A 23,915-nucleotide genomic window follows, 5' to 3' on the forward strand; every position below is an offset into this window, starting at 1 on the left:
GCCCGATGCCCAATACCGGCTGTTGCGCGGCGCGGGCCAGGGCCTGGCTGCGGGCCTGCGGCGACAGCATGGCCAACTCGCCCAGGCGCCGCTGCGAGTTGCCCGGCAGGCTGCGCAGCAACCCGCCCAGGCGCTCGGCCAGTTGCGCCAGGGTGGCGGTGCTGAACGCATCGGCACGGGCCGCCAGGGCCAGTTGCAGGCGCTCGCCGGGGTTCACGGTGAGGGTCAGCGGGTAGTGGGTCGACTCGCGCTGGATCACGCCATCGATGCCCAGTTGCTGCATCGCCTGGCTGCGCAGGGCCACGTCCACCGGGTAGTTCTCGAACACCAGCAAGGTGTCGAACAATGACTGCCCGGCACTGCCGGCCCAGCGCTGCACATCGTACAGCGGTACGTGAGCCAGTTCCTGCAGGGCCAGGGTTTCGCCCTGCAAGGCCTGCAGCCAGTCGTCCAGCACCTGGTGCTGGGCAGGTTCGGCTATCAGCGGCAAGGTGTTGATGAACAGCCCCAGCATGTCGCCGCTGCCGGCCAGCTCTGCCGGGCGCCCCGAGAGGGTGGCACCGCAGCACACCACGCGCTGGCCAGTGTGGCGTTGCAGCAACAGCAGCCAGGCCGCCTGCACCAGTGTGTTGAGGGTAACCCGCTGGCTGCGGGCGAAGGCGGCCAGGGCCTCGGTGTGCGAGGTATCGAGCAGCAGTTCGCATGTGTGCTGCCCGGCCCCGCCCGCCGCCACAGGCGCATTGCCGGCCAGCAAGGTTGGTGCATCAAGCTGCGCGGTGCGGGCCTTCCAGAAGGTTTCGCCGCGCTGCGGGTCCTGGCGTTGCAGCCAGGCGATGTAGTCGCCGTATCGGCCAGCCGGGGCCATCGGGATTTCGCCCACGTAGCGGCCCAGCCATTCCTCGATCAGCCGCGCGCTGCTCCAGCCGTCCAGCAGCAGGTGGTGATAGGTCCACACCAGGCGATGGCGGCCGTCGGCCAGGCGCAGCAGCGCCACCCGTTGCAGGGCCGGTTGAGCAAAGTCGAACGGCAGTGCCCGCTGCTGGCCGGCGAAGGCGTCCAGCGCCTCGTTACTGCAATCTTGGCCACGCCAGTCGTGCACCTGCCACAACTCGGGCACCTGACGGTAGACCAGCTGCAGTGGCTGTTCCAGGCCGTCCCAGGCAAAACTGCTGCGCAGGATCGGGTGGCGCGCGATCAGTTGCTGCCAGGCCGCGCGCAGTTGCGCAGGCTCGAGCGCGTCCAGGTCGAAGGCCAGCTGGTTGATGTACTCGCTCTCACCCGCGCCGCTCAGGCCATGGAACAGCAGGCCCTGCTGCATCGGCGACAGCGGGTAGGCGTCCTCCAGGTCCGCCGGCAGGCGCGCCCGCTCGGCAGCGCTGAGTTGTGCAAGGCCCGTGCTCGCCGTGGCCCTGGCGACGGCTGCCTGCTGCCCGGCCACCTTGGCCAGGCGGCGGATGGTCTGTTGCTCGAACAGGTCGCGCGGGGTGAACGCCAAGCCAGCTTCGCGGGCTCGGGCCACGACTTGCACCGAAACGATCGAATCGCCGCCCAATTCGAAGAAGTTGTCCTCGGCACCCACCTGCGGCAGGTTCAGCACCGCTTGCCAGATCTGCGCCAGGGTGCACTCCACTTCGCCCTCCGGCGCCACGTGCTCGCGCACCTGCAGTTCCGGCTCGGGCAGTGCCTTGCGGTCCAGCTTGCGGTTCGGCGTCAGCGGCATGTGCTCCAGGCGCATCAGGCGCGCCGGCACCATGTAGTCCGGCAGTTGCGCTTGCAGGCGCTCACGCAGGGGCGCCAGCAGCGCGTCATCGTCAGCCACCACGTAGCCGATCAGTTGCCCTTGGCGTGCCACCACCGCGGCCTCGCGCACACCCGGTTCGGCCAGCAGGCAGGCTTCGATTTCGCCCAGCTCGATACGGAAACCGCGAATCTTCACCTGCTGGTCGATCCGCCCCAGGTACTCCAGCGCGCCATCGGCGCGGCGACGCACCAGGTCGCCGGTGCGGTACAGCCGCGTGCCGCTGCCGAACGGGTCGGCGACGAAGCGCTCGGCGGTCAGGCCCGGGCGGTCGTGGTAACCACGCGCCAGGCCTTCACCGCCAATGTAAAGCTCGCCGGCCACGCCCAGCGGCAGCGGTTCCAGGTTGTCATCCAACACGTGCAGCGCGGTGTGGGCCAGGGCCTCGCCGAGCATCACCTGCTGCTGGCCTGCAAGCTGGCAACGGGCCGACCACACCGAGGTTTCGGTCGGGCCGTAGAGGTTCCACAGGCCACCGGCCACGCCGATCAACCGCTCGGCCAGGTCCACCGGCAGCGCTTCACCGCCGCACAGCACCTGGCGCCCGGCCAGGGCCGGCAGGCGTGGGTGGTCGGCGAGCATGCGCCAGGTCGAGGGGGTCGCCTGGATGGCAGTGACCTGCTGCTGCTCGATCTGCGCCCACAGGCGCTCCGGGTCGCGGGCGGTGTCACGGTCCACCAGCACCACGCTGGCGCCGCTGACCAGCGGCAGGTACAGCTCCAGCACGGCAATGTCGAACGACAGCGAGGTCAGCGCCAGCATGCGCCCGTCGCTCGCCAGGCCCGGGGCCTGGGCCATGCTGGCCAGGAAGTTGCCCACGCCAGCCCGGCGCACGGCCACACCCTTGGGCTTGCCAGTGGAGCCGGAGGTGTAGATGACGTAGGCCAGGTGATCGCCCAGGGCTTGGTTCAACGGGTTGGCTTCACTGCCCGCTTCGGCCAACTGATCCAGCCACCAGCACTCGGCCTCGGCGCCCAGCGCTTGCAGCGCCGGTTGCAGCGAGCTCTGGCTGAGCAGCAACGGCGCACGGCTGTCGTCGAGCATATGGCGCAGGCGCTCAGCCGGGAATTCAGGGTCCAGCGGCACATAGGCGCCACCGGCCTTGAGCACCGCCAGCAGGGCCACCAGCAGTTGCGGGGTGCGCTCCAGGCACACGCCCACCCGCACATCCGGGCCAACCCCGGCGGCTTGCAGGCGGTGGGCCAGCTGATTGGCGCGGCGGTTCAGCTCGGCGTAGCTGAGCGAACCCTCGCCCTGGCGCACGGCGACCGCTTCAGGCACCCGTGCAGCCTGCTGCTCAAACTGCGCCACCAAGTCAAATGCGCCGATGCCATGGCTGTTGGCAGCACCCGCCGACAGCAGTTCGGCGCGTTCAACGCCCGTCAGCATCGGCAGTTGCCCCAGCTGGCGCTCGGCGCTTCCACACAACGCCTGCAACAACTGCAGCAGGTGCCCGTCCAGCCGCGCGATGGCCGGTGCATCGAAGCGTGCACGGTCGAAGCTGTAGCAGAAGCTCAGCGCCTCGCCCTGGTTGACCAGCAGCATCAACGGGTAGTTGCCCTGCTCGCGGCTGACCAGGTTGGCGAAGCGTGGCCCGTCGCCCTGGCCGCTGAGCATGGCGCTGTCCAGCGGGTAGTTCTCGAACACCAGGATCTGGTCGAACAACCCCTGACCGCCCTGCCCGGCCCAGCGCTGGATGTCATACAGCGCGCTATGCTCGTGCTCGCGCACGGCCACGCCCAAGGCCTGCACCTGCTCAAGCCACTGGCCGACAGTCTGCTGCGCCTCAGGGCAGGCGACCACTGGCAAGGTGTTGATGAACAAGCCCAGTTGCTGCTCGATGCCAGGCAACTGCGCCGGGCGCCCGGCCACGGTGGCACCGAAGGCCACGCAGTCCTGCCCGGTGTAGCGCTGCAACAGCAGCAGCCAGGCGGCCTGCAGCAGGCTGCTGAGGGTTACCTTGCGCTGGCGGGCGAATGTGCGCAGGCGCTCGCTGGCGACGGCCGGCAAGCTTGCGCGGTGCTCGGCAGTGCCGCTGCCAGGCTGTTCCAGGGCCAGCGCAGCGGCAAGCGCCGTCGGCGCCTGCAACGGGGCCAGCTGCTCGCGCCAGAACTGCTCGCTGGCGGCCAGGTCGCGCCCGGCCAGCCAGGCGATGTAGTCACGGTACTGGCCCACGGGCGCGGGTTGCACCTGGCCTGCGTAACGCTGCATCACCTCGGCGAACAGTTGCGCCTGGCTCCAGCCATCCAGCAGCAGGTGGTGGCAGGTCCAGACCAGGTGATGGCGGCCAGCATCGGTAGCCACCAGCAGCAGGCGCATCAGCGGCGGTCGCTGCAGGTCGAAGGGGCGCCGCTGCTCGGCGGCCAGGGCGTCGAGGTCGCCGCCACTGGCTTCACTCCAGGCCAGGTGGGCATGGCGCAGCACCGCTTGCAGCGGTCGACCCGCCGCGGTGCTGACAAAAGCCGTGCGCAGCGCGGCGTGGTTATCCAGCGCCGCTTGCCAGGCCGCGCGCAGGCGCGCAGGGTCGAGGCCTTCGGCGTCCATGCGTACCTGGTTGATGTAGCTGCCGTCGCCAGGCTGATAGAGGCTGTGGAACAGCATGCCCTGCTGCATCGGCGACAACGGGTAGAGGTCTTGCACCTGGGTGATCGGCAGGCCCAGGGCATCGAGCTGCGCCTGGTCAAGGCTGGCCAAAGGGAAGTCCGATGGCGTGGCACCACCGGCACCGGGCGCCAGGCAATGGCCGACCAGCGCCTGCAGTTCGCCCTCGAACAGTACCACCAGCTGCGCCAGGCCCTGAGCGTCGAGCTGCTGCGGGCTGAAGGTGAAGCCCAGTTGCAGGCGGCCTTCGTTGACGCCGCCATCGATGGACAACCAGTTGGCCAAAGGTGCGGCTGGGTCCTGGCTGTCACCGCAGGCTTCGTTGGCGCGGCGCATGCCGGCAGCGAAGCTGGCGTCGAACTGGCCCAGGTAGTTGAAGGTAATGCGCGGCTGTGGCCGTGCCGCCAGCTGAGCGCGCACTTCGGCGGGCGCCAGCTGTTGCAGCAAGCCGAAGCCCAGGCCGTTGTCCGGCACCTGGCGCAGTTGCTGCTTGATGGCCTTGAGGCTATGGCCCAGGTCGTCGCTGGCCGTCAGGCGCAGCGGGTAAGTGGCGGTGAACCAACCCACCGTGCGGCTGAGGTCGAGCCCGGCCAGGTGCTCTTCGCGGCCATGGCTTTCCAGCTCCACCAGCAGTTCGGGCTGCCCGCTCCACCGCCGCCAGGCCCGGGCCAGGGCGCACAGCAGCAGGTCGTTGACCTGGGTGCGGTAGGCGCCCGGGGCATCGCGCAGCAGCTGGCGGGTCAGTTGCTCGTCCAGCCCAAGCGGCAGCGTGACGGCTTCGCCCACCGGCGCGGGGCCCGCATGGCGGGCCCCCGGGAAATCGACCGGGGCTTCGCCCAGCTGGGTCAGCCACCAAGGCAGTTGCGCCAGGGTTTCGCTGGCCCGGGCGCGCTGGGCGAGGAAGCGGGTCCAGTCGCCGAAGGCATGGCTGCGCCGTGGCAGGCTGGTGGCCGGATTGGCCAGCAGCTGGTGCAGGTCTTCCAGCAGGATGCGCCACGACACGCCGTCCACCACTAAGTGGTGGGCGGCCAGCAACAGGCGCTGGCCGGCGCCGCGCAGGTCGACCAGCACAGCGCGCAGCAGCGGACCGGCCGCCAGGTCCAGGCTGCGCTGGGCCTGGTTGGCGATGGTCAGCAGGGCCTGCTCGTCCGCGGCTTCACGTTCCCACAGCTCGACGGCAAGGTTGGCCGCGTAGGCGCCCTGCCAGCCCTGCTGACCTTGGCTGAAGCGCAGGCTGAGGGCGTCGTGGTGAGCGACCAGCGCGTTCAGCGCCTGCTCCAGTGACGCGGCGGCCAGTGGTGTATCGAGCGCCAGCAGCAGGGCCTGGTTCCAGTGCCCGCGCTGCGTCATGGGCATGGCGAAGAAGCGCTGCTGGAACGGCGTCAGGGCAATCACCCCGCGCTCGGGCCGTGCCGCGCCGGCCCCCTGCCCGCCCAGCGGCATGGCCACTTGGGCCAGCTGGCGCAATGTCTGGTGGCGGAACAGCTCGCGCGGGCCGAACTGCAAGCCGGCCTGGCGGGCACGGCTGGCCACCTGGATGGCGATGATCGAATCACCGCCCAGTTCGAAGAAGTTGTCCTGGGCGCCGACCGGGTCGACGCCCAGCACCTCGCCCCAGACCTTGGCCAGGGCCTGCTCCACCTCGCCTTGGGGAGCGTCATAAGCGCGCACGATCTGCACCGGCTGCGGCAGGGCCTTGCGGTCGAGCTTGCCGTTGGCACTCAGTGGCATCTGCGCCAGCACGATGATCTGCGCCGGCACCATGTAGTCCGGCAGCGCCTCGCCCAGGCGCAAGCGCAGGGCATCGGCCAGCCCCTCGTCGGCACTCGCCACCACATAACCCAGCAGCTGCTTGGCGCCCGCAGCGGCCTCGCTGACCACCACCACCGCCTCGCTGACGGCCGGGTGTTCCAGCAGCCGTGCCTCTATTTCACCCAGCTCGATGCGCAGGCCGCGGATCTTCACCTGGTGGTCGATGCGCCCTAGGTACTCCACGGCGCCGTCGTCGCGCCAGCGCGCCAGGTCACCGGTGCGGTACAGGCGCGCGCCGTGGCCGAACGGGTCGGCGACGAAGCGTTCGGCGGTCAGGCCCGGGCGCCCCAGGTAGCCGCGGGCCAAGCCCACGCCACCAATGTACAGTTCGCCCGGCAGGCCGTTGGCCACAGGCTGCAGCTGGCCGTCGAGCACGTACAAGCGCAGGTTGGCGATCGGCCGGCCAATCGGCACGCTGCCCAGGCCCGGGGCGTCGAAGCAGGCCCAATGGCTGACGTCGATGGCCGCTTCGGTGGGGCCGTAGAGGTTGTGCAGGCCGGCACTGCTCTGGGCCAAAAAGCGTTGTTGAAGGTCCAGCGGCAGGGCTTCGCCACTGCACATCACCAGGCGCAGTCTCGGGCAGCCGGCCAGGGTTTCACTGGCCAGGTAGGCCTGCAGCATCGACGGCACGAAGTGCAACACGCTGATGCCCAACCCTGCGATCAGCGCCTTGAGCTCGGCGGGGTCGCGGTGAGCGCCGGGCGGCGCCATTACCAGGGTGGCGCCGGTCATCAGCGGCCAGAAGAACTCCCACACCGACACATCGAAGCCGAAAGGGGTCTTCTGCAATACCCGGTCACCGGCGCCGAGGGCGAAGGTGGCCTGCATCCACTGCAGGCGGTTGCACAGGGCGGCGTGGCTGTTGCCCGCCCCCTTCGGCCGGCCGGTGGTACCGGAGGTGTAGATGCAGTAGGCGAGCTGGTCAGGGTGGCTAAGCAGGCTGGGGTTGCTGTCGGGGCTGCCGGCAAATTGCCCGGCGTCGCGGTCCAGGCACAGTACTTCGCGCCCGTTGCCGGGCAGGCGCCCGAGCAGGTGCTGCTGGGTCAGCAGCAGGCTGGCGCCGCTGTCCTCAAGCATATAGGCCAAGCGTTGGTCAGGCTGGTCCGGGTCCAGCGGCACGTAGGCGGCGCCGGCCTTGAGCACGGCCAAAAGGGCCACGACCATGGCCTGCGAGCGCTCGGCGAAGATGCCCACCAGTTGCTCGGGGCCGGCGCCGCGGCTACGCAGGTAATGGGCCAGGCGGTTGGCCTGGGCGTTGAGTGCGGCGTAGCTCAGCTCGACGCCATCGGCGATCAGCGCCGTGGCCTGGGGCGTGGCGCCCGCCTGGGCCTCGATCACCACTTGCAGGCACTGCGCCTGGCCGTAGTCAACGGCGCTGGCGTTGAAGGCCTCGACCACTTGCTGCCGCTCGTGACGGTCAAGCATGGCCAGATCGCCCAGGGGGCTGTCAGGGCGCTCGGCGCAGTCGCCCAGCAGGCGCAGGAAATGGCCACGCAGGCGCTCGATGCGCGGTGCATCGAACAGGTCGGTGGCGTAGGTGAAGGCGCCGCGCAGCATGCCGTCGGCCAGTTCTTCGGTGTCCAGGCTGAGGTCAAACTTGGCCACCTCAGGGGCAGCCACCTCAAGCCAGGCCTGCAACCCGGGCAGGCCGGCCAGGGTGGTGGCGCCACGCTGCTCGTGGTTGAACATTACCTGGAACAACGGGTTGCGGCTCAGGCTTCGCTCCACACCCAAGGCGTCCACCAGCTCTTCGAACGGCAGATCCTGGCAGTCCTGGGCAGCGGCGGCGGCCTGGCGCACTTCGCCCAGCAGGGTGCGGAACGGCAAGCGCGCGTGGGGTGTGCTGCGCAGCACCTGGGTGTTGACGAAGAAGCCGATCAGCCCCTGCACTTCCGGGCGCTGGCGGTTGGCGACCGGCACGCCCACCAGCAGTTCTTCTTGACCGGTATAGCGGTGCAGCAGCGCCTTGAACGCCGCCAGCAACACCATGAACAGGCTGGTGCCGCTGGCGGCGGCCAGGGCCTTCAGTTGCACGGTCAGCGCCGCTGGCAACTCGAAGCCCAGGCTTGCGCCGTGTTGGCTCATTTCGGCCGGGCGCGCGCGGTCGGCGGGCAGTTCGAGGATGGGTGGGCGCTCACCCAGGGTGGCGCGCCAGTAGGCCAACTGGCGCTCGCCTTCGCCGGCTTCGAGCCAGTTGCGTTGCCACAGGGCGTAGTCGGCGTACTGTACGGCCAATGCCGGCCACTGCGGCGCCTGGCCTTGCAGGTGGGCGGCGTAGCCCTGGGCCAGCTCGTCGAGCAGGATCTGCATCGACCAACCATCGGAGATGATGTGGTGCATGGCCAGCAACAGGCCGTGGCGCTGTTCGCCCAGGCGCACCAGGGTCACCTGCAGCAGCGGCCCCTGGTAAAGGTCGAAGGCTTGGCCCGCAGCGGCCTGCAAAGCGGCCTCCAGCGCAGCTTGCGGGTCGGCGCTGGCGCTGAGGTCGAGCTGGGCCAGGGCGAGGCCGGCAGCCGGGCTCACCACCTGGGTGAGCTGGCCATCGGTTTCGGCAAAGCGGGTGCGCAGGATTTCATGGCGCGCTACCAGGGCGTCCGCGGCCGCCTGCAAGGCAGCAACATCCAGCCCGCCATCCAGGCGCAGCACACCGGCCTGGTTGTAGGCAGCGCTGCTGCGGTCGAGCTGCCACAGGGTCCATAGCCGGCGCTGGGCATAAGAGGCCGCCACCGCAGCCTGGCCGTCGGCACGCGGCGGAATCGGCAGGCTTTCCAGGCTCATCCCCTGGGCCTTGAGCTTTTCACCCAGGGCGCGGCGTGCGGCCGGGTCCAGCTCGGCGAAGCGCCGGGCCAGGGCGAGGGAACGATCAACCACAGTCATGGTGCCTCCACTTCGGCGAACAGGTTCTCCAGGGCGTCCAGGTCGTTGCCCGGTGCCTGTTGCAGCTCGGCCACCTTGGCGGCGAAGCGCTCCAGGGTTTCGCCGTCGAAGAACAGCCGCAGCGGCAGTTCGATGCCCATCTGCTCCTGCAGCCGCGCCCGCAGCCGGGTGGCCAACAGCGAGTGGCCGCCCAGGGCGAAGAAGTTGTCCTGCAGCCCGACCCGCTCGACCCCAAGCGCTTCCTGCCAGATACCGGCCAGCAGGCGTTGCAGTTCGGTCTGCGGCGCCTGGTAGGCCTGGCCGACCACGGCCTCGGCGGCCAGGGCGCGGCGGTCGACCTTGCCGTTGGGCATCAAAGGCAGGCGTGCCAAGCTGCGCAGCGCGGTGGGCACCATGTGCGCCGGCAGGCGCCGGGCCAGTTCCGCCTGCAGGCGGCCGGCCAGTTGCCCGTCTTCCTCGCTACCGACCACAAAGGCCACCAGCTGCGCACCGCTGGCGCTCTCGCGGACCACTACTGCGGCTTCGGCAACGCCCACGCAGCTGGCCAGCACGGCCTCCACCTCGCCGAGTTCGATACGGAAGCCGCGAATTTTCACCTGCGCATCGACCCGGCCAAGGAACTCCAGCAGGCCATCGGCGCGCCAGCGCGCCAGGTCGCCGGTCTGGTAGCCGCGACTGCCATCGGCCAAGGTCGGGAAGCGCTCGGCGGTCAGTGCCGGGCGGCCCAGGTAGCCGCGGGTGACGCCGGGGCCGGCGACGTACAGCTCGCCCACTTGCCCCACGGCCACCGGCTCGCGGTGGGCGTCGAGCACCAGCACACGCATGCCCGGCGCCGGGCGACCGATGGAGACCGGTCCCTGGTCGGCGTTCCACGCCGTGCACCAGACGCTGCCTTCGGTGGGGCCGTATTCGTTGCTCAGCAGCACGCCGGGCAGGCGCGCCTGGTGGCGGGCCAGCAGCGTTGGGGTGCAGGCTTCACCGGCCACCACCACGGTGCGCAGGCCGTGCTCGCCAAGGTGCTCCAGCACTTCAGCGTGCAGCCCGGGCAAGGCCAGGTAGTGCGAGATGCCCTGCTCGCCCAGCAGCGCGGCAATCGCCTGTGGATCCTTGGCCTGGAGGGCGGTCGGCAGGTGCAGGCAGCCCCCCTGGCCGAGGGTCCAGAACAGCCCTGCCACCGAGCTGTCGAACGACAGCGACGACAGCAGCAGGAAGGATTCGACCGGCGTCGTGTAATGAACGAAACGCGCCAGGGTCGAGGCCAGGGCGTTGGCGTGGCTCACTGCAACACCCTTAGGCGTGCCGGTGGAGCCGGAGGTGTAGATGACGTAAGCCAAATCGTCACCGCCGACTGCCGCCGCCGGTGGTGCGCTTGGGCCTTGCCACACCGGCGAGTTCCCGGCCAGCGACAGCACCGGCAGGCCGGCGGGCAGCACCAGATCGGCAGCGGGCGCATCCAGCGCCAGCAAGCAATGGGCGCCGGCGTCGGCCAGCATGAAGCCAAGGCGTTCGGCCGGGTAGTCCGGGTCCAGCGGCAGGTAGGCACCACCGGCCTTGAGAATGCCCAACATCGCTACTAGCGCGGCCAACGAACGCGGCGCGTACACGGCAACGATGCTTTCGCGCCCGACACCCTGCGCCTGTAGGGCATGAGCCAGCTGGTTGGCGCGCTGCTCGAGCTGAATGTAGTCCAACACCTCGTCGCCCTGGCGCACCGCGGCACGCTGGCCTTGCTGGGCAACCTGGTGCTCGAACAAACGGTGCAGCAAGCCCGGGCCGGCCAGCGGCATGGCCGCGCCCTGCTCGAAGGCCTGGATGCGCGCACGCTCCTGCTCGCCCAACAGGCTGACCTGGGCCAGGCGCTGCTCGAAGTCGGCCAGCGCATGGGCGGCAAATACCGCGAACTGCCCCAGCCACAGTGCGACCACGTCCTGCTGCAGCTGGCCCGCAACATATTGCAGCTGCAGATCATTACCCACGCGGGCCAGGCCCAGTGGCGCCAGTGCGCTGGCGTCCAGTTCCAGTTCGACACCGTCCAGCGCCGTGTGGCTGGCGGCGAAACCGTAAAGCCTATCGGCATTTTCGACGGCCACTTCGTCCAGGCATTCGAGCCACGAACGGGCTTGCTCCAGGCGGCTGCGGAACTCCTCCCGGGCCTGGGCCAGGGTGGCGTCGGCGGGGTATGCGAGGTTCAGTGGCATCTGCCGCTCGAAGCGCCCGAGCATGCCTTGGACCTGAGCGTTTCGCCCGTCCACGCAGGCCAGCAGCGACACCTGGTCTTGTTCGCCCAGGCGGCACAGGAACCCGGCCCACAGGAACAGCAGCAGGTCGTCGGCGGCCAGGCCTTGCTCGCTGGCATTGGTATCCAGGGTTTTCAGCAGGGGGGCGGCTGGCAGTGTTACCTGCCGGGCCGCCTCGCGGGGCAAGCCCGCTTCCACGCCCTGTTCGAATGGCAGCGGCGCTCGGGGCGTGGTGGCGTCCAGCACGCCCCGCCAGTAAGCGGCGCCGCGCACGCCCATGGCCTCGCCGGCCAGCTCGCCCTGCCACGAGGCATAGTCGATGTACTGCAACGCCTCTTCGTCGGCCGGCGCCAGGCTGCCCGCGTAACCGGCGCGCAGCTCGCTGGCCAGTTCCTGCAGCGCCTGCCGGTCGACACTGGCCAGGGCCACGCCCAGGCGCACAACGAACCCGTCGCCACCCACCTGCTCTACCGCCGCGACGAAGGGTGCGTGCTCCAGGCTCTCGCGCCCGGCAACCGGCTGCAGCGGCGCCGGGGCGCCCTGCTCCACCACCTGCACCGGGCGGCGCAGGCCGTCCAGGCGCAGGTAGCGGGTGCGCAGCACTTCGTGGCGGCGTTGCAGCTCGGCGAGCACCAGGCCCAGACGGGCCTCGTCGTAGGCACCCGGCACGTGCACGCAGGCGAAGGCTGCCAACGGTTGCCCGGGGCGAACGAGCACGGCGCCCTGCTGGGCCGAAAGGGGGAAGGCGTCTTGGTGGGCAGGCAGTTGCATATGGGGGAACCTCAATCTTGTGCCAGGTCGGCGCTTTTCTGGGCGATCGCCATCGCGGTGAGAATCTTGCGCGGGCCGGTGAATGCGTTACGGGCGTGCAGCGAGAGCATGTTGTCGAGCAGGACCACATCGCCCTTCTGCCAGGGGAACTCCACCATGACGTCGCGGTAGGCCTGCTGCAGGTGGCGGATGACCTCGTCGGGGATCGGCGCGCCGTCACCGTAGAAGGTGTTCTGCGGCAGGTCGTCGGCGTCGAACTCGGCGATCAGCGCGGCGCGCAAGGTGTCTGGCAGGGTCAGGGCGTTGAAGAAGGTGCCGTGGTTGAACCACAGTTGCTCGCCGCTGCGCGGGTGGCGGACGATGGCCGGGCCGACCTGGCGGGTGCGCAGGCGGTTGCCGGGCTTCCACTCAGGACGAATGCCGATACGCGCGCAATAGGCCTCCACTTCGGCGCGGTCCTCGCTCTGGAACACGGTCTGCCAGGGCAGGCCCATGCCGTCGCCGTAGTTGCGCACGTACATGATGCGGCGCTGGCGAAATTCCTCGCGCACCGCCGGGTCGATGCGCTGCAGCAGCGCACGGGTATCGCCCAGCGGCGTTTCGCCGCCGGTCAGCGACGGCAGATCACAGTAGAAGTACAGGTGCAGCGGGAACACCGGCGAGTAGGAGTGCTCGTTGTGTGGGAAGATGCGCTCGTTGCTGGGGTAGTCAGTAGAGCTGTAGATATTGAACTGGCGGGTGATCTGGGTGCGTGGCGAAGCGCGGAACAGGTATTCCAGGGCACCGCCCGAGACCGCCTGCACGCAGCGGTCGAAGCCGTCGATGCCATCCACGTCAAAGCCGCGGAACAGGATGGCGCCATGCTCCAGCAGGCGCGCCTCCACCTGTTCGCGATTCTGTGCCAGCCACGCCACCAGGTCGGTCCCGGCAAAACGTGGCCGGCACAGCGCTGGCAGGGCATGCCCTTCGAGCAACGGGGTGAACACGACCCGCTCTTCCTGGCCGGCGGTGATGCTCCTGCGTGCACGCCCCATGCTGGGCAGTGCCGTGACCTTGGCGTCGTTCATCATTGCTCCTGCACACTCTGTGCGATAGGGGTGGGCTGCACGGCGCGCCGACGCATCGGGCGCTGGCTGTCGAGCAGTTGCCGGCGCTGCTGGTTGTCGGCACTGCGCGCCGCGCGGCGCACCTGGGCGGCCGCCTCCAGCAGGTCGGCCTGGGTGCGGCCGGGCGTGCCCAGCCAGCAGTCGAGCACCGCCTGGATCTGGGCGAACAGCTCTGCCAGTTCGCCGGGCTCGAACAGGCCCTGGGGCACCTCGAAGCGGGCCTCCAGGCGACCGGCGCTGCTGTAGAAGCCGAGGATCAGGTCCAGCTCGGCGGCTTGATGATCGGCTGCCAGCGCCTCTACCCGTACATCCTGAAGGCGTGGCAGCGGTGGCTCGCCTTCCTGGTAGTTGAGCTTGATGCTGAAGAACGGCGAACGCCCGGCCCGACGCGGCGGACGCAATGCCTCCACCAGTTGCTCGAACGGCAGGTCCTGGTGCCCGGCGGCGCCCAGCACCACACGCCGGCATTGCTCCAGCAGCTCATCGCTGCTGGCGGTCATGTCCAAGTCCAGTTGCAGCACCAGTTGATTGATGAAGAAGCCCACCAGAGGCTCGCTGGCCGGGTGGCTGCGGCTGGCGATGTCGCTGCCCAGGCGGATGCGCGACTGGCCGCTCTGCTCGCGCAGGCTGATGGCGAAGGCACCCAGCAGCAGCATGAACGGCGTCACGCCGTTGGCGCCGGCGTAGGCGCGCAGCGCGCTGGTCTGTACGGCGCTGAAAGTAAAGTGCTCGCGCTGCGCCACGGCGCCGGTGTCGCGCGGGCGTTGACTGTGCAGTTCGAGCCAGCTGTGCTCGCCGGCCAGGGCTTGGCGCCAGTAGGCCAGTTGCCGGGCTTGCTCGGGGCCAGCCAACAGCGCGCGCTGCCAGCGGGCGTAGTCGCCGTAGCCGACCGCCAGTTGCGCCAGCACCGCAGCGCGCCCAGCCAGGCGTGCTGCGTACAGCGCGCCCAGTTCGTCCATCAGGTTGCGCATCGACCAACCATCCACGGCGATGTGGTGGGTGGTCAGCAGCAGCACGTGCTCGCGAGCCTCCAGGCGTAACAGACGCACACGTTGCAACGGGCCGCTGGCGAGGTCGAAGGGCGCTTGCGCTTGCTGGGCCGCACGCTGGCGGGCCTCAGACAGGTCAGTGACGGCTTCGACGGAAAAATCCAGCGCCAGGCTATCGTGCTGCACCAGGCGCACGCCCTCGCCTTCGGCAACGAACGTAGTGCGCAACACGCCGTGGCGCTGTTGCAGGGTGGCGAAGGCCTCGCGCAGCGCTTCGCCATTCAGCGGCCCGCGCAGATGCAGGGCCATCGGCACGTTGTACACCGAGCTGTGCGGTTCCAGCTGCCAGGCGAACCACAGGCGCTGCTGGGCGAACGACGGCACCAGGGCGGCGTCGGGGTCGGCGATGAGCGGCGGCTGGCCATGGGCAGCCGCCGCTTCGGTCACTTGCCGGGCAAAGGCCGCCAGCAGCGGATTGTCGAACAGGCAGGCCAGAGGCAGGCTTACCCCCAGCCGCTCGCGCAGGCGGCCGATGATCTGGGCGGCAGCGATGGAGTTGCCGCCCAGGGCGAAGAAGTTGTCGTCGGCGAACACTTCCTCCTGGCCCAGCACCTCGGCCCAGACCGCGCCCACCTGGCGTTGGTCGCTGCTTTGCAGTGCCTGCCCTTGGCGTAGCGGGCGTTGGTCCTTGCGGCGCAGGTGGAAGCAGTCCAGCTCGCCGCGCTCGAGCATCTGCCGGCACGCCGAGCGCTGCAGCTTGCCGCTGGAGGTCTTGGGCAGCTCGCCAGGCTGGAGCAAGGCAACCCACACCGGCGTCTGCTGGCACACATCCGCCAGGGCCCGGTCGATCTCGGCGCACAACTGGGCAGCGCCGATCTTGCGCTGGGTGGCGCGGCCGATCTCCACGGCGATACCGATGCCCTCGCCCTCGGCCTGGTCAACCGTGAAGGCGGTCACACGGCCCTTGCGCGCGCCTTCGACGTTGTATTCCACCGCACGTTCGAGGTCTTGCGGATAGATGTTCTGGCCACGGACGATGATGATGTCCTTGAGGCGACCGGTGATGAACAGCCGCCCTTCGCGCAGGAAGCCCAGGTCGCCGGTGCGCAGCCAGGTGCGCCCATCGCGCTCGACAAAGGCCCTGGCGGTGGCCTCGGGGTTGCGCCAGTAACCACGGGCAACACTGGCACCGCTGGTCCAGATCTCGCCAATGCGGCTGTCAGGCTGACGCTCGCCACTATGGGGATCGACCAGGATCACATCCAGCTCAGGGTGGAGGATGCCGCTGCTGACCAGCAGGCTGCCCTCCCCCGGCTCGGCGCGGTGCTCACCGAGGGCGTGGCTGTCGAAGCTGGCGCTGACGAAAGGCTCATCGGCGGTGGTGCCGGTGACATACAGAGTGGCCTCGGCCAACCCATAGCACGGCAGGAAGGCCAGCGGGTCAAAGCCGCAGGCGCTGAAGCGGTTGGCGAAGGCCAGCAAGCTGTCCTGGCGGATCGGCTCGGAGCCTGAGAACAGCACCCGCAGGCTGCTCAGGTCCAGGTTGGCCAGCACGCTGTCGCTGACCCGCTCGGCAGCCAGGCGGAAGGCGAAGTCCGGCGCGCCGGTGTGGGTGGCACGGTACTGGCTGATCGCCTCGAGCCAGCGCGCTGGGCGCTCAACGAAATGCCGCGGCGACATCAGTACCAAGGTCGCACCACGGTAGATCGACAGCAGCAGGCAACCGATCAGGCCCATGTCGTGGTACAGCGGCAGCCAGCTGACAAAGGTGTCGCCGGGGTGCAGGTCGAAACCACGCACCATCATGCCTTCGTTGGCCACCAGGTTGGCGTGGCTGACCTCCACGCCCTTGGGCGTGGCCGTGGAGCCAGAGGTGTACTGCAGGAAGGCAATGGCCTCGCCCGCCGGCAGCTGTGGCGGGCAAGTGTCAGCCGCGTCCAGCGCCAGGGCATCGACCGCCAGCACCGTGGGCAAGGCGGCGGCGAATGCCTGCTGCAGCGAGTCGCGCAGGTGCGCCTCGGTCAGCACCAGACGTGGCTGGGCGTCATCGAGGATGGCGCGCACCCGGCTCAGTTCGTACTGACGCAGCGATTCAGGCGGCAGCGCCGGGACCGCGATGATGCCGGCATACAAGCATGCGTAGAACGACACCACATAGCCCGGCCCGCTCTGCATCAGCAACAGCGCGCGCTCTCCGGCACTTGCATGACGTGCCAACTCCGCGGCCAAGGCACGTGCACGGCGGTCCAGTTCGGCGTAGCTCAGCGTCAGGCGCTGGCTTTCGCCATCGAGAAGAAAATGCACCGCCGGCTTGTCGCCTTGCTGGCCGGCATGGGCGACCAGCGCCTCGACCAGGGAACCATGGAGAGCTGTCATTTCACACCTTTGCAAAGAAGTGGGAGTCAGGGCGTGCCGCCTGCACATGGGGCGCCAGGCAGGCAGCCAGGTGGGCGAGCACGGCGCGCTCCTGGGTCTGAATGAAGAAGTGGCCGGCATCGAACAGCTTGAGGCTGAAGTCGGCCGCAGCCAGCTCACGCCAGGCCAGCAATTGCGTTTCGCTGGCCTTGTCCTGGCTGCCGGCCAATACGTGCAACGGGCACTGCAGCGGCGCGGTGGGCTGGTAGCGGTAGCGCCCGCACAACAGGAAGTCGGCGCGCAGCACTGGCAGGGCCAGGCGCATCAGCTCTGGATCCTGCAAGGCCTCCTCGGGGGTGCCTTGCAATCTGGCCAGCTCGTCCAGCAACTGCTCGTCGCTCATCGGTGCGCGAAAGCGCAGGTAGTCGCGATGGGCCGGCGCCGCACCACCGGACACCAGCAGCGCCCGCGGCAGCGGCAGGCCCAGGGCGCGCAGTGCGCAGGCCAATTCGAAGGCCAGCAGCGAGCCCATGCTGTGGCCAAACAACGCGTAGGCGCGCCAGGTCTCGCCGCGCAGTTCGCGAGCCAGTTGCGCGGCCAGGTCGACCAGGTCGCAGGCCAGCGGCTCGGATGCGCGGCTGCCCCGCCCCGGCAGTTCCAGTGGGCGGATATCCAGCCAGGCCGGGGCGCTACGCCGCCAACGCATATAAGCCATGGCGCTGGCGCCAGCGTAGGGCAGGCAGAACAAGGTCAGCATGGGGCTCACCGGCCGGCCTGCTCGTCCATGTGCTGACGCAGGCTCAAAGGGCGCATGTCGGTCCAGACTGTTTCGATATAGTCCAGGCACTCCTGCTTCGGGCCGCTCTTGCCGGCTTCGCGCCAGCCGGCCGGCACGGCCTTGTAGTCAGGCCACAGGGAATACTGCTCCTCGGCGTTGACCAGTACCTTGAACGTTGCATCTTCGCGGTCGAAAGCCATCTGAAATTTCTCCGTCTCTGTCGGTGGAACGCGGCTCGCAGGGATGCCTGCGGCGCGCTTTCCTACAACGACGAATGACTGCGGAATAACTTCAGAAGACTGTTTTCTGTCCGATCATCAGATAAGGCCCACGACGAAATCGGAGACTTGTTGCAAATAATTCTTAGTAATACTAGATTCAGCGTCCTCGCTACCAGACTTCAAATGGATCAGGTGTCTCATGCAGAAACACGGTGCAGCCCACAATGGGTCCCCCTTGCTTGGCGTGTTCTTTGAGCAGCGTTCGCGCCTGATCGGGCTTGCAGCGAAAATCATTGGCTGCCGCAGCCACGCAGAAGACATCGTTCACGAAGCGTTCATGAAAGTGGACGATGCTGCCGAATCGGAGCAGATCAACTCCCAGGCGTCCTACCTGACGCGAGTGGTGCGCAACCTGTCGATCGACCACTACCGTCGACGCCAGTTCGAGGAGCGGCTGATGTGCCATGATGCCGACAGCAGCGAGTCGCCGGCCATCTGCGGTGAGACACCCGAGGCGCTGGTATCGGACCAGCAGGTACTGGAACGCGTTTCCGGAGCCTTGGCAGACCTGCCCGAGCGCACCCGCTACGCTTTCGAGATGTGCCGGATACATGGCATGAAGCAGCGGGAGATCGCCAAGATCCTCGGCGTATCTCCCCCCCTGGTGAACGCGATGATTCGCGACGCGCTGCAGCACTGCCGAGAAAAGGCGTTGTAGCCTAGTGCAAGAGCAATGGGGGACATGCTTGAGCGCACAGGCCGCTTATAAAGGGCGCTGACCGGCCTGTGGCTACAAAGGGATGCTGTGTTCTTTGGGCATTCGGTGCCCACGGCGTTTTTGACGCCACCCCAAGACGCCGCCGACAATAATCAGCGGCAACCCCAGCGCGAACCATGACATAAGGTCGTACAGGCCGTCGCCCAGCAGAGCGGACGACAACCCCAACGCCATCAGCAGACCGATCAGCAGCGGCCAGCGAAATATCATCCACAGCCCACGCCTCATGCCCCTGCCCTCCGCGCCTTCGCCAGGTCCGCCTCCGGCACCAGGCGACTACGCCCCCACCACAGGTAAACGCCGCTAGCCAGTACCACGATGGCGATCAGATCGAGCACCGCCCACACGATCTTCAGCGGCAAGCGTCCGTAATCACCGAAATGCAGCGGCTGCGAGATCAGCAGCGCACGCACGTAAAGCGGCATATCACGCATGTCGGTCAATCGCCCGGTCTTGGCATCAATCAATGCCGGCTTGAGCAGCTTCGAGGTCACCGGGGTCTTGCCACGCATGAATACCGCGTAGTGGTGTTGGCTACTAAACAGGGTGCCTGGGAAAGCGACGAATACCGGCTCCAGTTCAGGCGCTGCTGCCCGCGCCGTTTCTAGCGCCGCATGCAGCGAGCCGAGCGTTTTCAGCGGCGGCGCGTTCTTGTAGGGGGCCGTCATCTCGGCCAGCTGGCCGTTCTGCCACAACCCCACGATGGGCAGCGCCAGCGTGTTGATCACCCCAGTGATGCCCACCACCATCACCCACACCAGGGTCACCATGCCCAGCACATTGTGCAAGTCGAGCCATTGCAGTCGACGGCTGCGCCCGGTGCGCACGGTGGCAAACTCCAACTTGCGCATGAACGGGGTATACACCACCACGCCCGACACCAGCGAAGCCACCAGCAACAACCCCATCGCACCCAGCAGCAAGTAGCCGGGCAGGCCAAGGAACAGATCGGTGTGCAGGCGCAAGACCACATCCATGAAGCCGCTTTCGGGCGGCTCGGGAGCAAACAGCTCGCCGCTGCGCTTGTCGAACAGGTGGACATGGCCGTCCAGCGGCGGCGGTACCAAGGTCTTGCCAGTAAACACTGCGCCGTAGGGGTCGTCCGGCTCCACGCCGACGAAGCGCACCACCTCGTCCGGACGCGCGGCCAGAGCCCCGGCGATGACCTTGTCGTAGTCGATGGCCGGGGCATCGACAGGCAGCGCATTGGGCGCCGGATGCGGATCAAAGATTGCCTCGATTTCCTCGTGAAAGATCAGCGGCAAGCCGGTGAGGCACAACAGCAGCAGGAACAGGGTACAGACCAGGCTGGTCCATTTGTGCACCAGGTACCAGTACTTGAGGGCTTGGCGGGTCATGCGCAGTGTTCCTTCGGCAGTACATACGCGACAACGAAGTGTGCAGGTTACCTGTGCCTGCGCAAAGCGCGCCAGTTGATGTGGATGCAAACGGTGATAATGCGGTATGCCCTCGCCTGCTGCCCTGGCAACCATTGCTGCAAGCCTGCCTGGCTCATATGACTTTCACTGCGCGGCCGATGAACTTCACCGGGCCCGTTGGCGCCCCCGTGGGAGAGCCCCCCGCTTTCTCAAGGGTCAGCTCGAACAACTGATTGGGCTCAAGCGCAGGGAGGCGCGTCAGCGGCACGCGGTACTGTTCGCCCGGTTTGACCAACCCCAGCGAAACAGGTGCGCGCCACTGCTCGCCCTTGGTCCAGAACTGCAAGGTCATGCCTTCGGGCACATCGTCCACGCCAAGCGGGATCAGTTCGATCATGCTCGCATCGTTGGCCTGCACTACCCACCCCGGGGCCTGGCCCGACGGCGCTACGAGCACCACCATGTAGGTGGTCACAGGCGGCGCCTTGGTCAACAGCGCAAAGGCCAGAAGCAAGCTCGCTGCAAGCCCCGCAGCGCTCAAGCCCTGCCAGAGTCCAAGCCGCTGCCACCAGCCAGCGCGTGGATGCCTGGGCGGGTAAACCTCTTCAAGGCTGCGCTCGATCCGGCCCCACAAGCGGTGGCTTGGGGTGATGGGTTCAACCTGCGTGGTCAGTTCGAGCAGTCGCGCCTCCCAGGCATCAACCGCGGCTCGTACGGCCGGCTCCGTTTTCAAACGGTCCTGCATGGCAGCACGCAGCTCGCCACTCAAGGTCCCCAGCACATACTCGGCCGCCAGGTCGTCCAGGTCATCGGCGCTGTCATCACCTGGGGTACGCTTCATGTCATGCACTCCCGCAGGGCCTTCAGGCTTCGCTTGATCCATGCCTTAACAGTGCCCAACGGCGCACCCAGCAGGGTTGCGATTTCGGCATTGCTGCAACCGTCCACATACGCATGCAGGATGCAACGCTGGGGAGCGGGTTGCAGTTGCTCAAGGCAGCGATAGATTTTCGCCGAGCCTGACCACAGTTGCAGGTCGTCCAGCTCCGGGGCCAGTGTGACAGCCGCGCCCATGCCAGGCTCGTCCAGCTCGGCTTCCCAGCGGCTGTCACGCACGAAGTTCAGCGCCAGGTGACGGGTGATGCTGTACACCCAGCCCCGTGCTGAACCGCGCGCTGGGTCATAGCTGGCAGCACGTGTCCAGATACGGACAAAGGCATCGTGAACAATGTCCTCCGCGCTCGCCTGGTCGCGCGCGATGCGCCGTGCGACGCCCAGCAAACGTGCCCCCTCATGTTCATAGAGCGCCTGCAAGGCGTGGCGGTCTCCTTGGGCGCAAGCGGCAAGACAGCCCTCGAAATCAAATGGAACAACGGGCGAATTCAAAATGGGGCGTTCCTTCATCATGAAACCTGGACGGTGCCCTGGCTTACCGGCCTGGGGCACGTCCAGCAGCGTAGATGATCAATCGCTGGTGTGCTGCTCAAGCCCTCCTCACTTGGCTGACCAGAACACGTAATCCGCCTGGTACTTGACTGTCTGCTGCGCCCCTTTGCTCTGTGCCGTGCAGTCCATGGAAGGCGCTACCCCACCGCGCGTAGCCAGGCGCTGGATGTAGCTGACCCCCTGCATTGCGCCCTTGCCCTCGGCAGGGTTGGCCTTGACCAGTTGATACGGGATATCGCCTTTGGCCGCCGGGGCTACTGCAAGCTGGGTGCCGGTCACTTTCGAACCGTCCTTGGCCTGCCAGGTGGCCGGAGGACCAAAATAGTCACCCACAGGCTTGCCGCTGCGGTCGTTGAGCACCGCCTTGGGGCCCACGAAAAACCACTCCGTCTGGCCTGGCGCATTGGCCTTGTCGCGGCATTCGTAGGTGATCTCACCGACACCGACGGTTTCCAGCATGATGGCGTGGCCATCGGGAACCTTGACCGCCTCCGGGACGCCCGACTGGGCATGGGCGGGTGCAGACGCGAGTACAAGGCAGGCGGCGAGCAGGGAGAAAGCGGGCTTGATGATCATGGGGCGAACTCCGTGGGGGTCATGGGTCAGGCAATCACCGACTGCCTGATAAGAACTACCCATCGGGTGCCGTTCTGGATGCACCGGCTCAACAATAATTTTGCAGGCTCGTTATCGATACCGTGCTGACACCGAAGCCGGTGTGCAGGCGTGCCACGGTCGACTGATCACGCCGGGGCGGTTACGCTGGCGTTTTCCACCTGCACGGAAGCGCCAGTGAAAGAGGCATACCAAGGAAGCTGCTTGTGCGCAGCGGTCAGTTACCTGCTGCTTACCCCGCCAAAAGCTGTGAGCCACTGCCATTGCAGCCAGTGCCGCAAAGGGCACGGGGCAGCATTCGCTTCATACGGCAGCGTTCCGCGCAGCATGCTGCGCATCCTTCGCGGCGCTACCAGTATCAAGACCTATGCGTCTTCGCCGACGGTGGTGCGGGAATTTTGCGTAGAGTGCGGCTCGACCTTGTTCTGGTCACGCTCCGAAGGTGAGTTTGCCGACTGGGTTTCGATAGCCCTGGGCACGCTTGATACACCGTTCCTGCCCAAGAAGCAGCAACATCTGCACGTCGACTCTGCTGCCCCTTGGTACGCGCCCTGCAGCTCAGTCCCTCAAAATCACTGACATTGCAAAGCATCCTGATAGCCCTATAATTGCGATCAATTCTTATCCGCATTTTATAATCAGGAAGATCCAGGTGCCCTACCCGCAGCCGCCCGCATCAGCCCGGCATGATGAGATGCACGCCCTGTACCGCGACCACAGCCAATGGCTGCAAGGCTGGATTCGTAGGCGCCTGGGTAATGCAGACCGGGCGGCCGATATTACCCAGGACACTTTCTTGCGCCTGATCAGCAGCGCGCTACGCCAGCCGTTGGCAGAGCCTCGCAGCTTTCTGGCCACCGTGGCGCGGCGGGTGATGATCGACCAACTGCGCCGACGCAACCTTGAGCAAGCCTACCTGGAGTTCCTCGGCAGCCAGCCAGTACTCGAAGAGTGCTCGCCCGAGCAACGCCTGCTGATGCTGGAAACCCTGATGCAGTTGAACGCCATGCTCGACGGGCTGGGCCAGAAAGTGCGCGATACCTTCCTGTATGTGCAACTCGATGGCCTGACCTACCCAGAGGTCGCACAGCGCCTGGGTGTGTCGGTCAGTTCGGTGACGAAGTACATGGCCAAGGCCACCGAACGTTGCCTGCTGTTCGCTTTCGATGCACAACTGTGAGCCCCTCCGACCAGCGCCAGGCCCTGCGCGAAGCGGCACACTGGCATGCGCGCTTTCTCGCAGCACCTGACTGCGCGCAAGCCCGGGCACAGTGGCAAGCCTGGCTCGAGCAATCACCCTTGCACGGTTGGGCCTGGGGGCGGCTGGAGCAGTTGCAGGCAGGCCTTGCCGGCGTGCATGGCCCGCTGGCACGGCACACCCTTGCCGCAGGACAAATCGGGACGGGACGGCGTACGGTGCTCAAGACGCTGGTGCTCGGTGTGGGGCTGGCCGGGGTAGCCTGGACAGGGTACCGCAACGCCCCCATCTGGTTGGCCGATGTGAGTACCGCGACCGGCGAACGCCGCAGCCTGACCCTGCAGGACGGCACGCGACTGACGCTCAATACAGCCTCTGTGGTGGATATCCGCTACAGTGCAGAGCAGCGCCTGATCGTCCTGATCGAAGGCGAAATCGCCGTACACACCGCCGCTGACTCTCGCCCGCTGCGTGTGCGCACGGTGCATGGCGACATGCGCGCCCTGGGCACTGATTTCACCGTACGCCTGCATGCCGACTGCACCGAGCTGTCCGTTATCGAACACGCCGTTGCGGTGCGCAACGCTGCGAGCGCCCGCGAGGTGCGGGTTGACGCGGGGATGGCCCTGGCCTTCGACAACGGCCCGCTGCCCGAGCCACGCCCAGCCGACCTGGCTCGCACGGCGTGGCGTGATGGTCAGCTGGTGCTCGACGGCTGGCCGCTGCGCCGCGCCCTGGCCGAACTGCAGCGCTACCGGCCCGGCTTACTGAGCTGCAGTGACGACGTGGCCGGGCTGCGCCTGGCTGGGGTGTATCCACTGGACGACACCGACCGCGCCCTGGTAGCGATCGCCGAGGCGCTGCAGCTGAAGATCAGCACCTGGACGCGCTACTGGGTCAGGCTGATGCCTGCCACGTAACAGCGTCAGGTGAAAATATTTCTCAGCCGCATTG

Annotated in this window: 14 protein-coding genes and 1 pseudogene; 4 read left to right on the forward strand and 11 right to left on the reverse strand. The window is 67.5% G+C overall.

Annotation, left to right across the window (positions count from 1 at the left end; translation table 11 throughout):
- Positions 1-109: 109 nt before the first annotated feature.
- The 6 genes and pseudogenes from N805_RS13800 to N805_RS13825 all read right to left on the reverse strand — a co-directional run.
- Positions 110-9,088: pseudogene (locus N805_RS13800) on the reverse strand (amino acid adenylation domain-containing protein); the annotation flags it as partial.
- Positions 9,085-12,096 (reverse strand): non-ribosomal peptide synthetase, encoded by a 3,012-nt coding sequence (locus tag N805_RS13805; RefSeq protein ID WP_019472799.1) that lies wholly within the window; start codon positions 12,094-12,096, stop codon positions 9,085-9,087. The pseudogene N805_RS13800 and the gene N805_RS13805, both read right to left, overlap by 4 nt.
- 11 nt (positions 12,097-12,107) lie before the next feature.
- Entirely contained in the window at positions 12,108-13,163 is a 1,056-nt protein-coding gene (locus tag N805_RS13810) for a TauD/TfdA family dioxygenase (RefSeq protein ID WP_019472800.1), read from the reverse strand.
- The gene (locus tag N805_RS13815) at positions 13,163-16,567 is read right to left on the reverse strand and encodes a condensation domain-containing protein (RefSeq protein ID WP_019472801.1); all 3,405 of its coding nucleotides are present in this window, start codon (positions 16,565-16,567) and stop codon (positions 13,163-13,165) included. Before N805_RS13815 ends, N805_RS13810 begins: the two co-directional genes overlap by 1 nt.
- A 1-nt stretch (position 16,568) precedes the next feature.
- Positions 16,569-17,303, reverse strand: coding sequence for a thioesterase II family protein (locus tag N805_RS13820; RefSeq protein ID WP_019472802.1), 735 nt, complete (start codon positions 17,301-17,303; stop codon positions 16,569-16,571).
- 5 nt (positions 17,304-17,308) lie between these two features.
- Positions 17,309-17,524, reverse strand: a complete 216-nt coding sequence (locus tag N805_RS13825) for an MbtH family protein (RefSeq protein ID WP_019472803.1) — start codon at positions 17,522-17,524, stop codon at positions 17,309-17,311.
- A gap of 220 nt (positions 17,525-17,744) precedes the next feature.
- On the opposite strand from N805_RS13825, the gene N805_RS13830 reads away from it, so the two are divergent.
- Entirely contained in the window at positions 17,745-18,263 is a 519-nt protein-coding gene (locus N805_RS13830) for an RNA polymerase factor sigma-70 (protein WP_019472804.1), read from the forward strand.
- Positions 18,264-18,335: 72 nt separating this feature from the next.
- On the opposite strand, the gene N805_RS13835 is transcribed toward N805_RS13830, so the two are convergent.
- The 5 genes from N805_RS13835 to N805_RS13855 all read right to left on the reverse strand — a co-directional run bounded on the left by N805_RS13835 (position 18,336) and on the right by N805_RS13855 (position 21,724).
- Complete coding sequence (locus tag N805_RS13835) at positions 18,336-18,551, reverse strand: hypothetical protein (RefSeq protein ID WP_019472805.1); 216 nt, start codon at positions 18,549-18,551, stop codon at positions 18,336-18,338.
- Entirely contained in the window at positions 18,548-19,681 is a 1,134-nt protein-coding gene (locus tag N805_RS13840) for a PepSY-associated TM helix domain-containing protein (protein ID WP_019472806.1), read from the reverse strand. The genes N805_RS13835 and N805_RS13840 overlap by 4 nt, the downstream gene beginning before the upstream one ends.
- A gap of 154 nt (positions 19,682-19,835) precedes the next feature.
- Positions 19,836-20,543 carry an anti-sigma factor gene (locus N805_RS13845; RefSeq protein WP_019472807.1) on the reverse strand — a complete coding sequence of 236 codons (708 nt, stop codon included), beginning with the start codon at positions 20,541-20,543 and terminating at the stop codon, positions 19,836-19,838.
- On the reverse strand, positions 20,540-21,088 hold the full coding sequence (locus N805_RS13850) for a sigma-70 family RNA polymerase sigma factor (protein ID WP_026034612.1): 549 nt from the start codon (positions 21,086-21,088) through the stop codon (positions 20,540-20,542). The genes N805_RS13845 and N805_RS13850 overlap by 4 nt, the downstream gene beginning before the upstream one ends.
- Before the next feature lie 108 nt (positions 21,089-21,196).
- Positions 21,197-21,724, reverse strand: a complete 528-nt coding sequence (locus N805_RS13855; protein ID WP_019472809.1) for a DUF3455 domain-containing protein — start codon at positions 21,722-21,724, stop codon at positions 21,197-21,199.
- A 216-nt stretch (positions 21,725-21,940) separates the two neighbouring features.
- On the opposite strand from N805_RS13855, the gene N805_RS29870 reads away from it, so the two are divergent.
- The 3 genes from N805_RS29870 to N805_RS13865 all read left to right on the forward strand — a co-directional run bounded on the left by N805_RS29870 (position 21,941) and on the right by N805_RS13865 (position 23,881).
- Positions 21,941-22,342 carry a GFA family protein gene (locus N805_RS29870; RefSeq protein WP_080956809.1) on the forward strand — a complete coding sequence of 134 codons (402 nt, stop codon included), beginning with the start codon at positions 21,941-21,943 and terminating at the stop codon, positions 22,340-22,342.
- 73 nt (positions 22,343-22,415) lie between these two features.
- On the forward strand, positions 22,416-22,943 hold the full coding sequence (locus N805_RS13860; protein WP_019472810.1) for a sigma-70 family RNA polymerase sigma factor: 528 nt from the start codon (positions 22,416-22,418) through the stop codon (positions 22,941-22,943).
- On the forward strand, positions 22,940-23,881 hold the full coding sequence (locus N805_RS13865; protein ID WP_019472811.1) for a FecR domain-containing protein: 942 nt from the start codon (positions 22,940-22,942) through the stop codon (positions 23,879-23,881). The genes N805_RS13860 and N805_RS13865 overlap by 4 nt, the downstream gene beginning before the upstream one ends.
- Positions 23,882-23,915 lie beyond the last annotated feature (34 nt).

Origin of the sequence: Pseudomonas putida S13.1.2 (assembly GCF_000498395.2) — a bacterium.
GTDB classification, from domain to species: Bacteria; Pseudomonadota; Gammaproteobacteria; order Pseudomonadales; family Pseudomonadaceae; genus Aquipseudomonas; species Aquipseudomonas putida_Q.

Coding starts and splice junctions, on each gene's coding strand:
- N805_RS13805 (WP_019472799.1), bottom strand. CDS start 12,096: ATGCAACTGCCTGCCCACCAAGACGCCTTCCCCCTTTCGGCCCAGCAG.
- N805_RS13810 (WP_019472800.1), bottom strand. CDS start 13,163: ATGAACGACGCCAAGGTCACGGCACTGCCCAGCATGGGGCGTGCACGC.
- N805_RS13815 (WP_019472801.1), bottom strand. CDS start 16,567: ATGACAGCTCTCCATGGTTCCCTGGTCGAGGCGCTGGTCGCCCATGCC.
- N805_RS13820 (WP_019472802.1), bottom strand. CDS start 17,303: ATGCTGACCTTGTTCTGCCTGCCCTACGCTGGCGCCAGCGCCATGGCT.
- N805_RS13825 (WP_019472803.1), bottom strand. CDS start 17,524: ATGGCTTTCGACCGCGAAGATGCAACGTTCAAGGTACTGGTCAACGCC.
- N805_RS13830 (WP_019472804.1), top strand. CDS start 17,745: ATGCAGAAACACGGTGCAGCCCACAATGGGTCCCCCTTGCTTGGCGTG.
- N805_RS13835 (WP_019472805.1), bottom strand. CDS start 18,551: ATGAGGCGTGGGCTGTGGATGATATTTCGCTGGCCGCTGCTGATCGGT.
- N805_RS13840 (WP_019472806.1), bottom strand. CDS start 19,681: ATGACCCGCCAAGCCCTCAAGTACTGGTACCTGGTGCACAAATGGACC.
- N805_RS13845 (WP_019472807.1), bottom strand. CDS start 20,543: ATGAAGCGTACCCCAGGTGATGACAGCGCCGATGACCTGGACGACCTG.
- N805_RS13855 (WP_019472809.1), bottom strand. CDS start 21,724: ATGATCATCAAGCCCGCTTTCTCCCTGCTCGCCGCCTGCCTTGTACTC.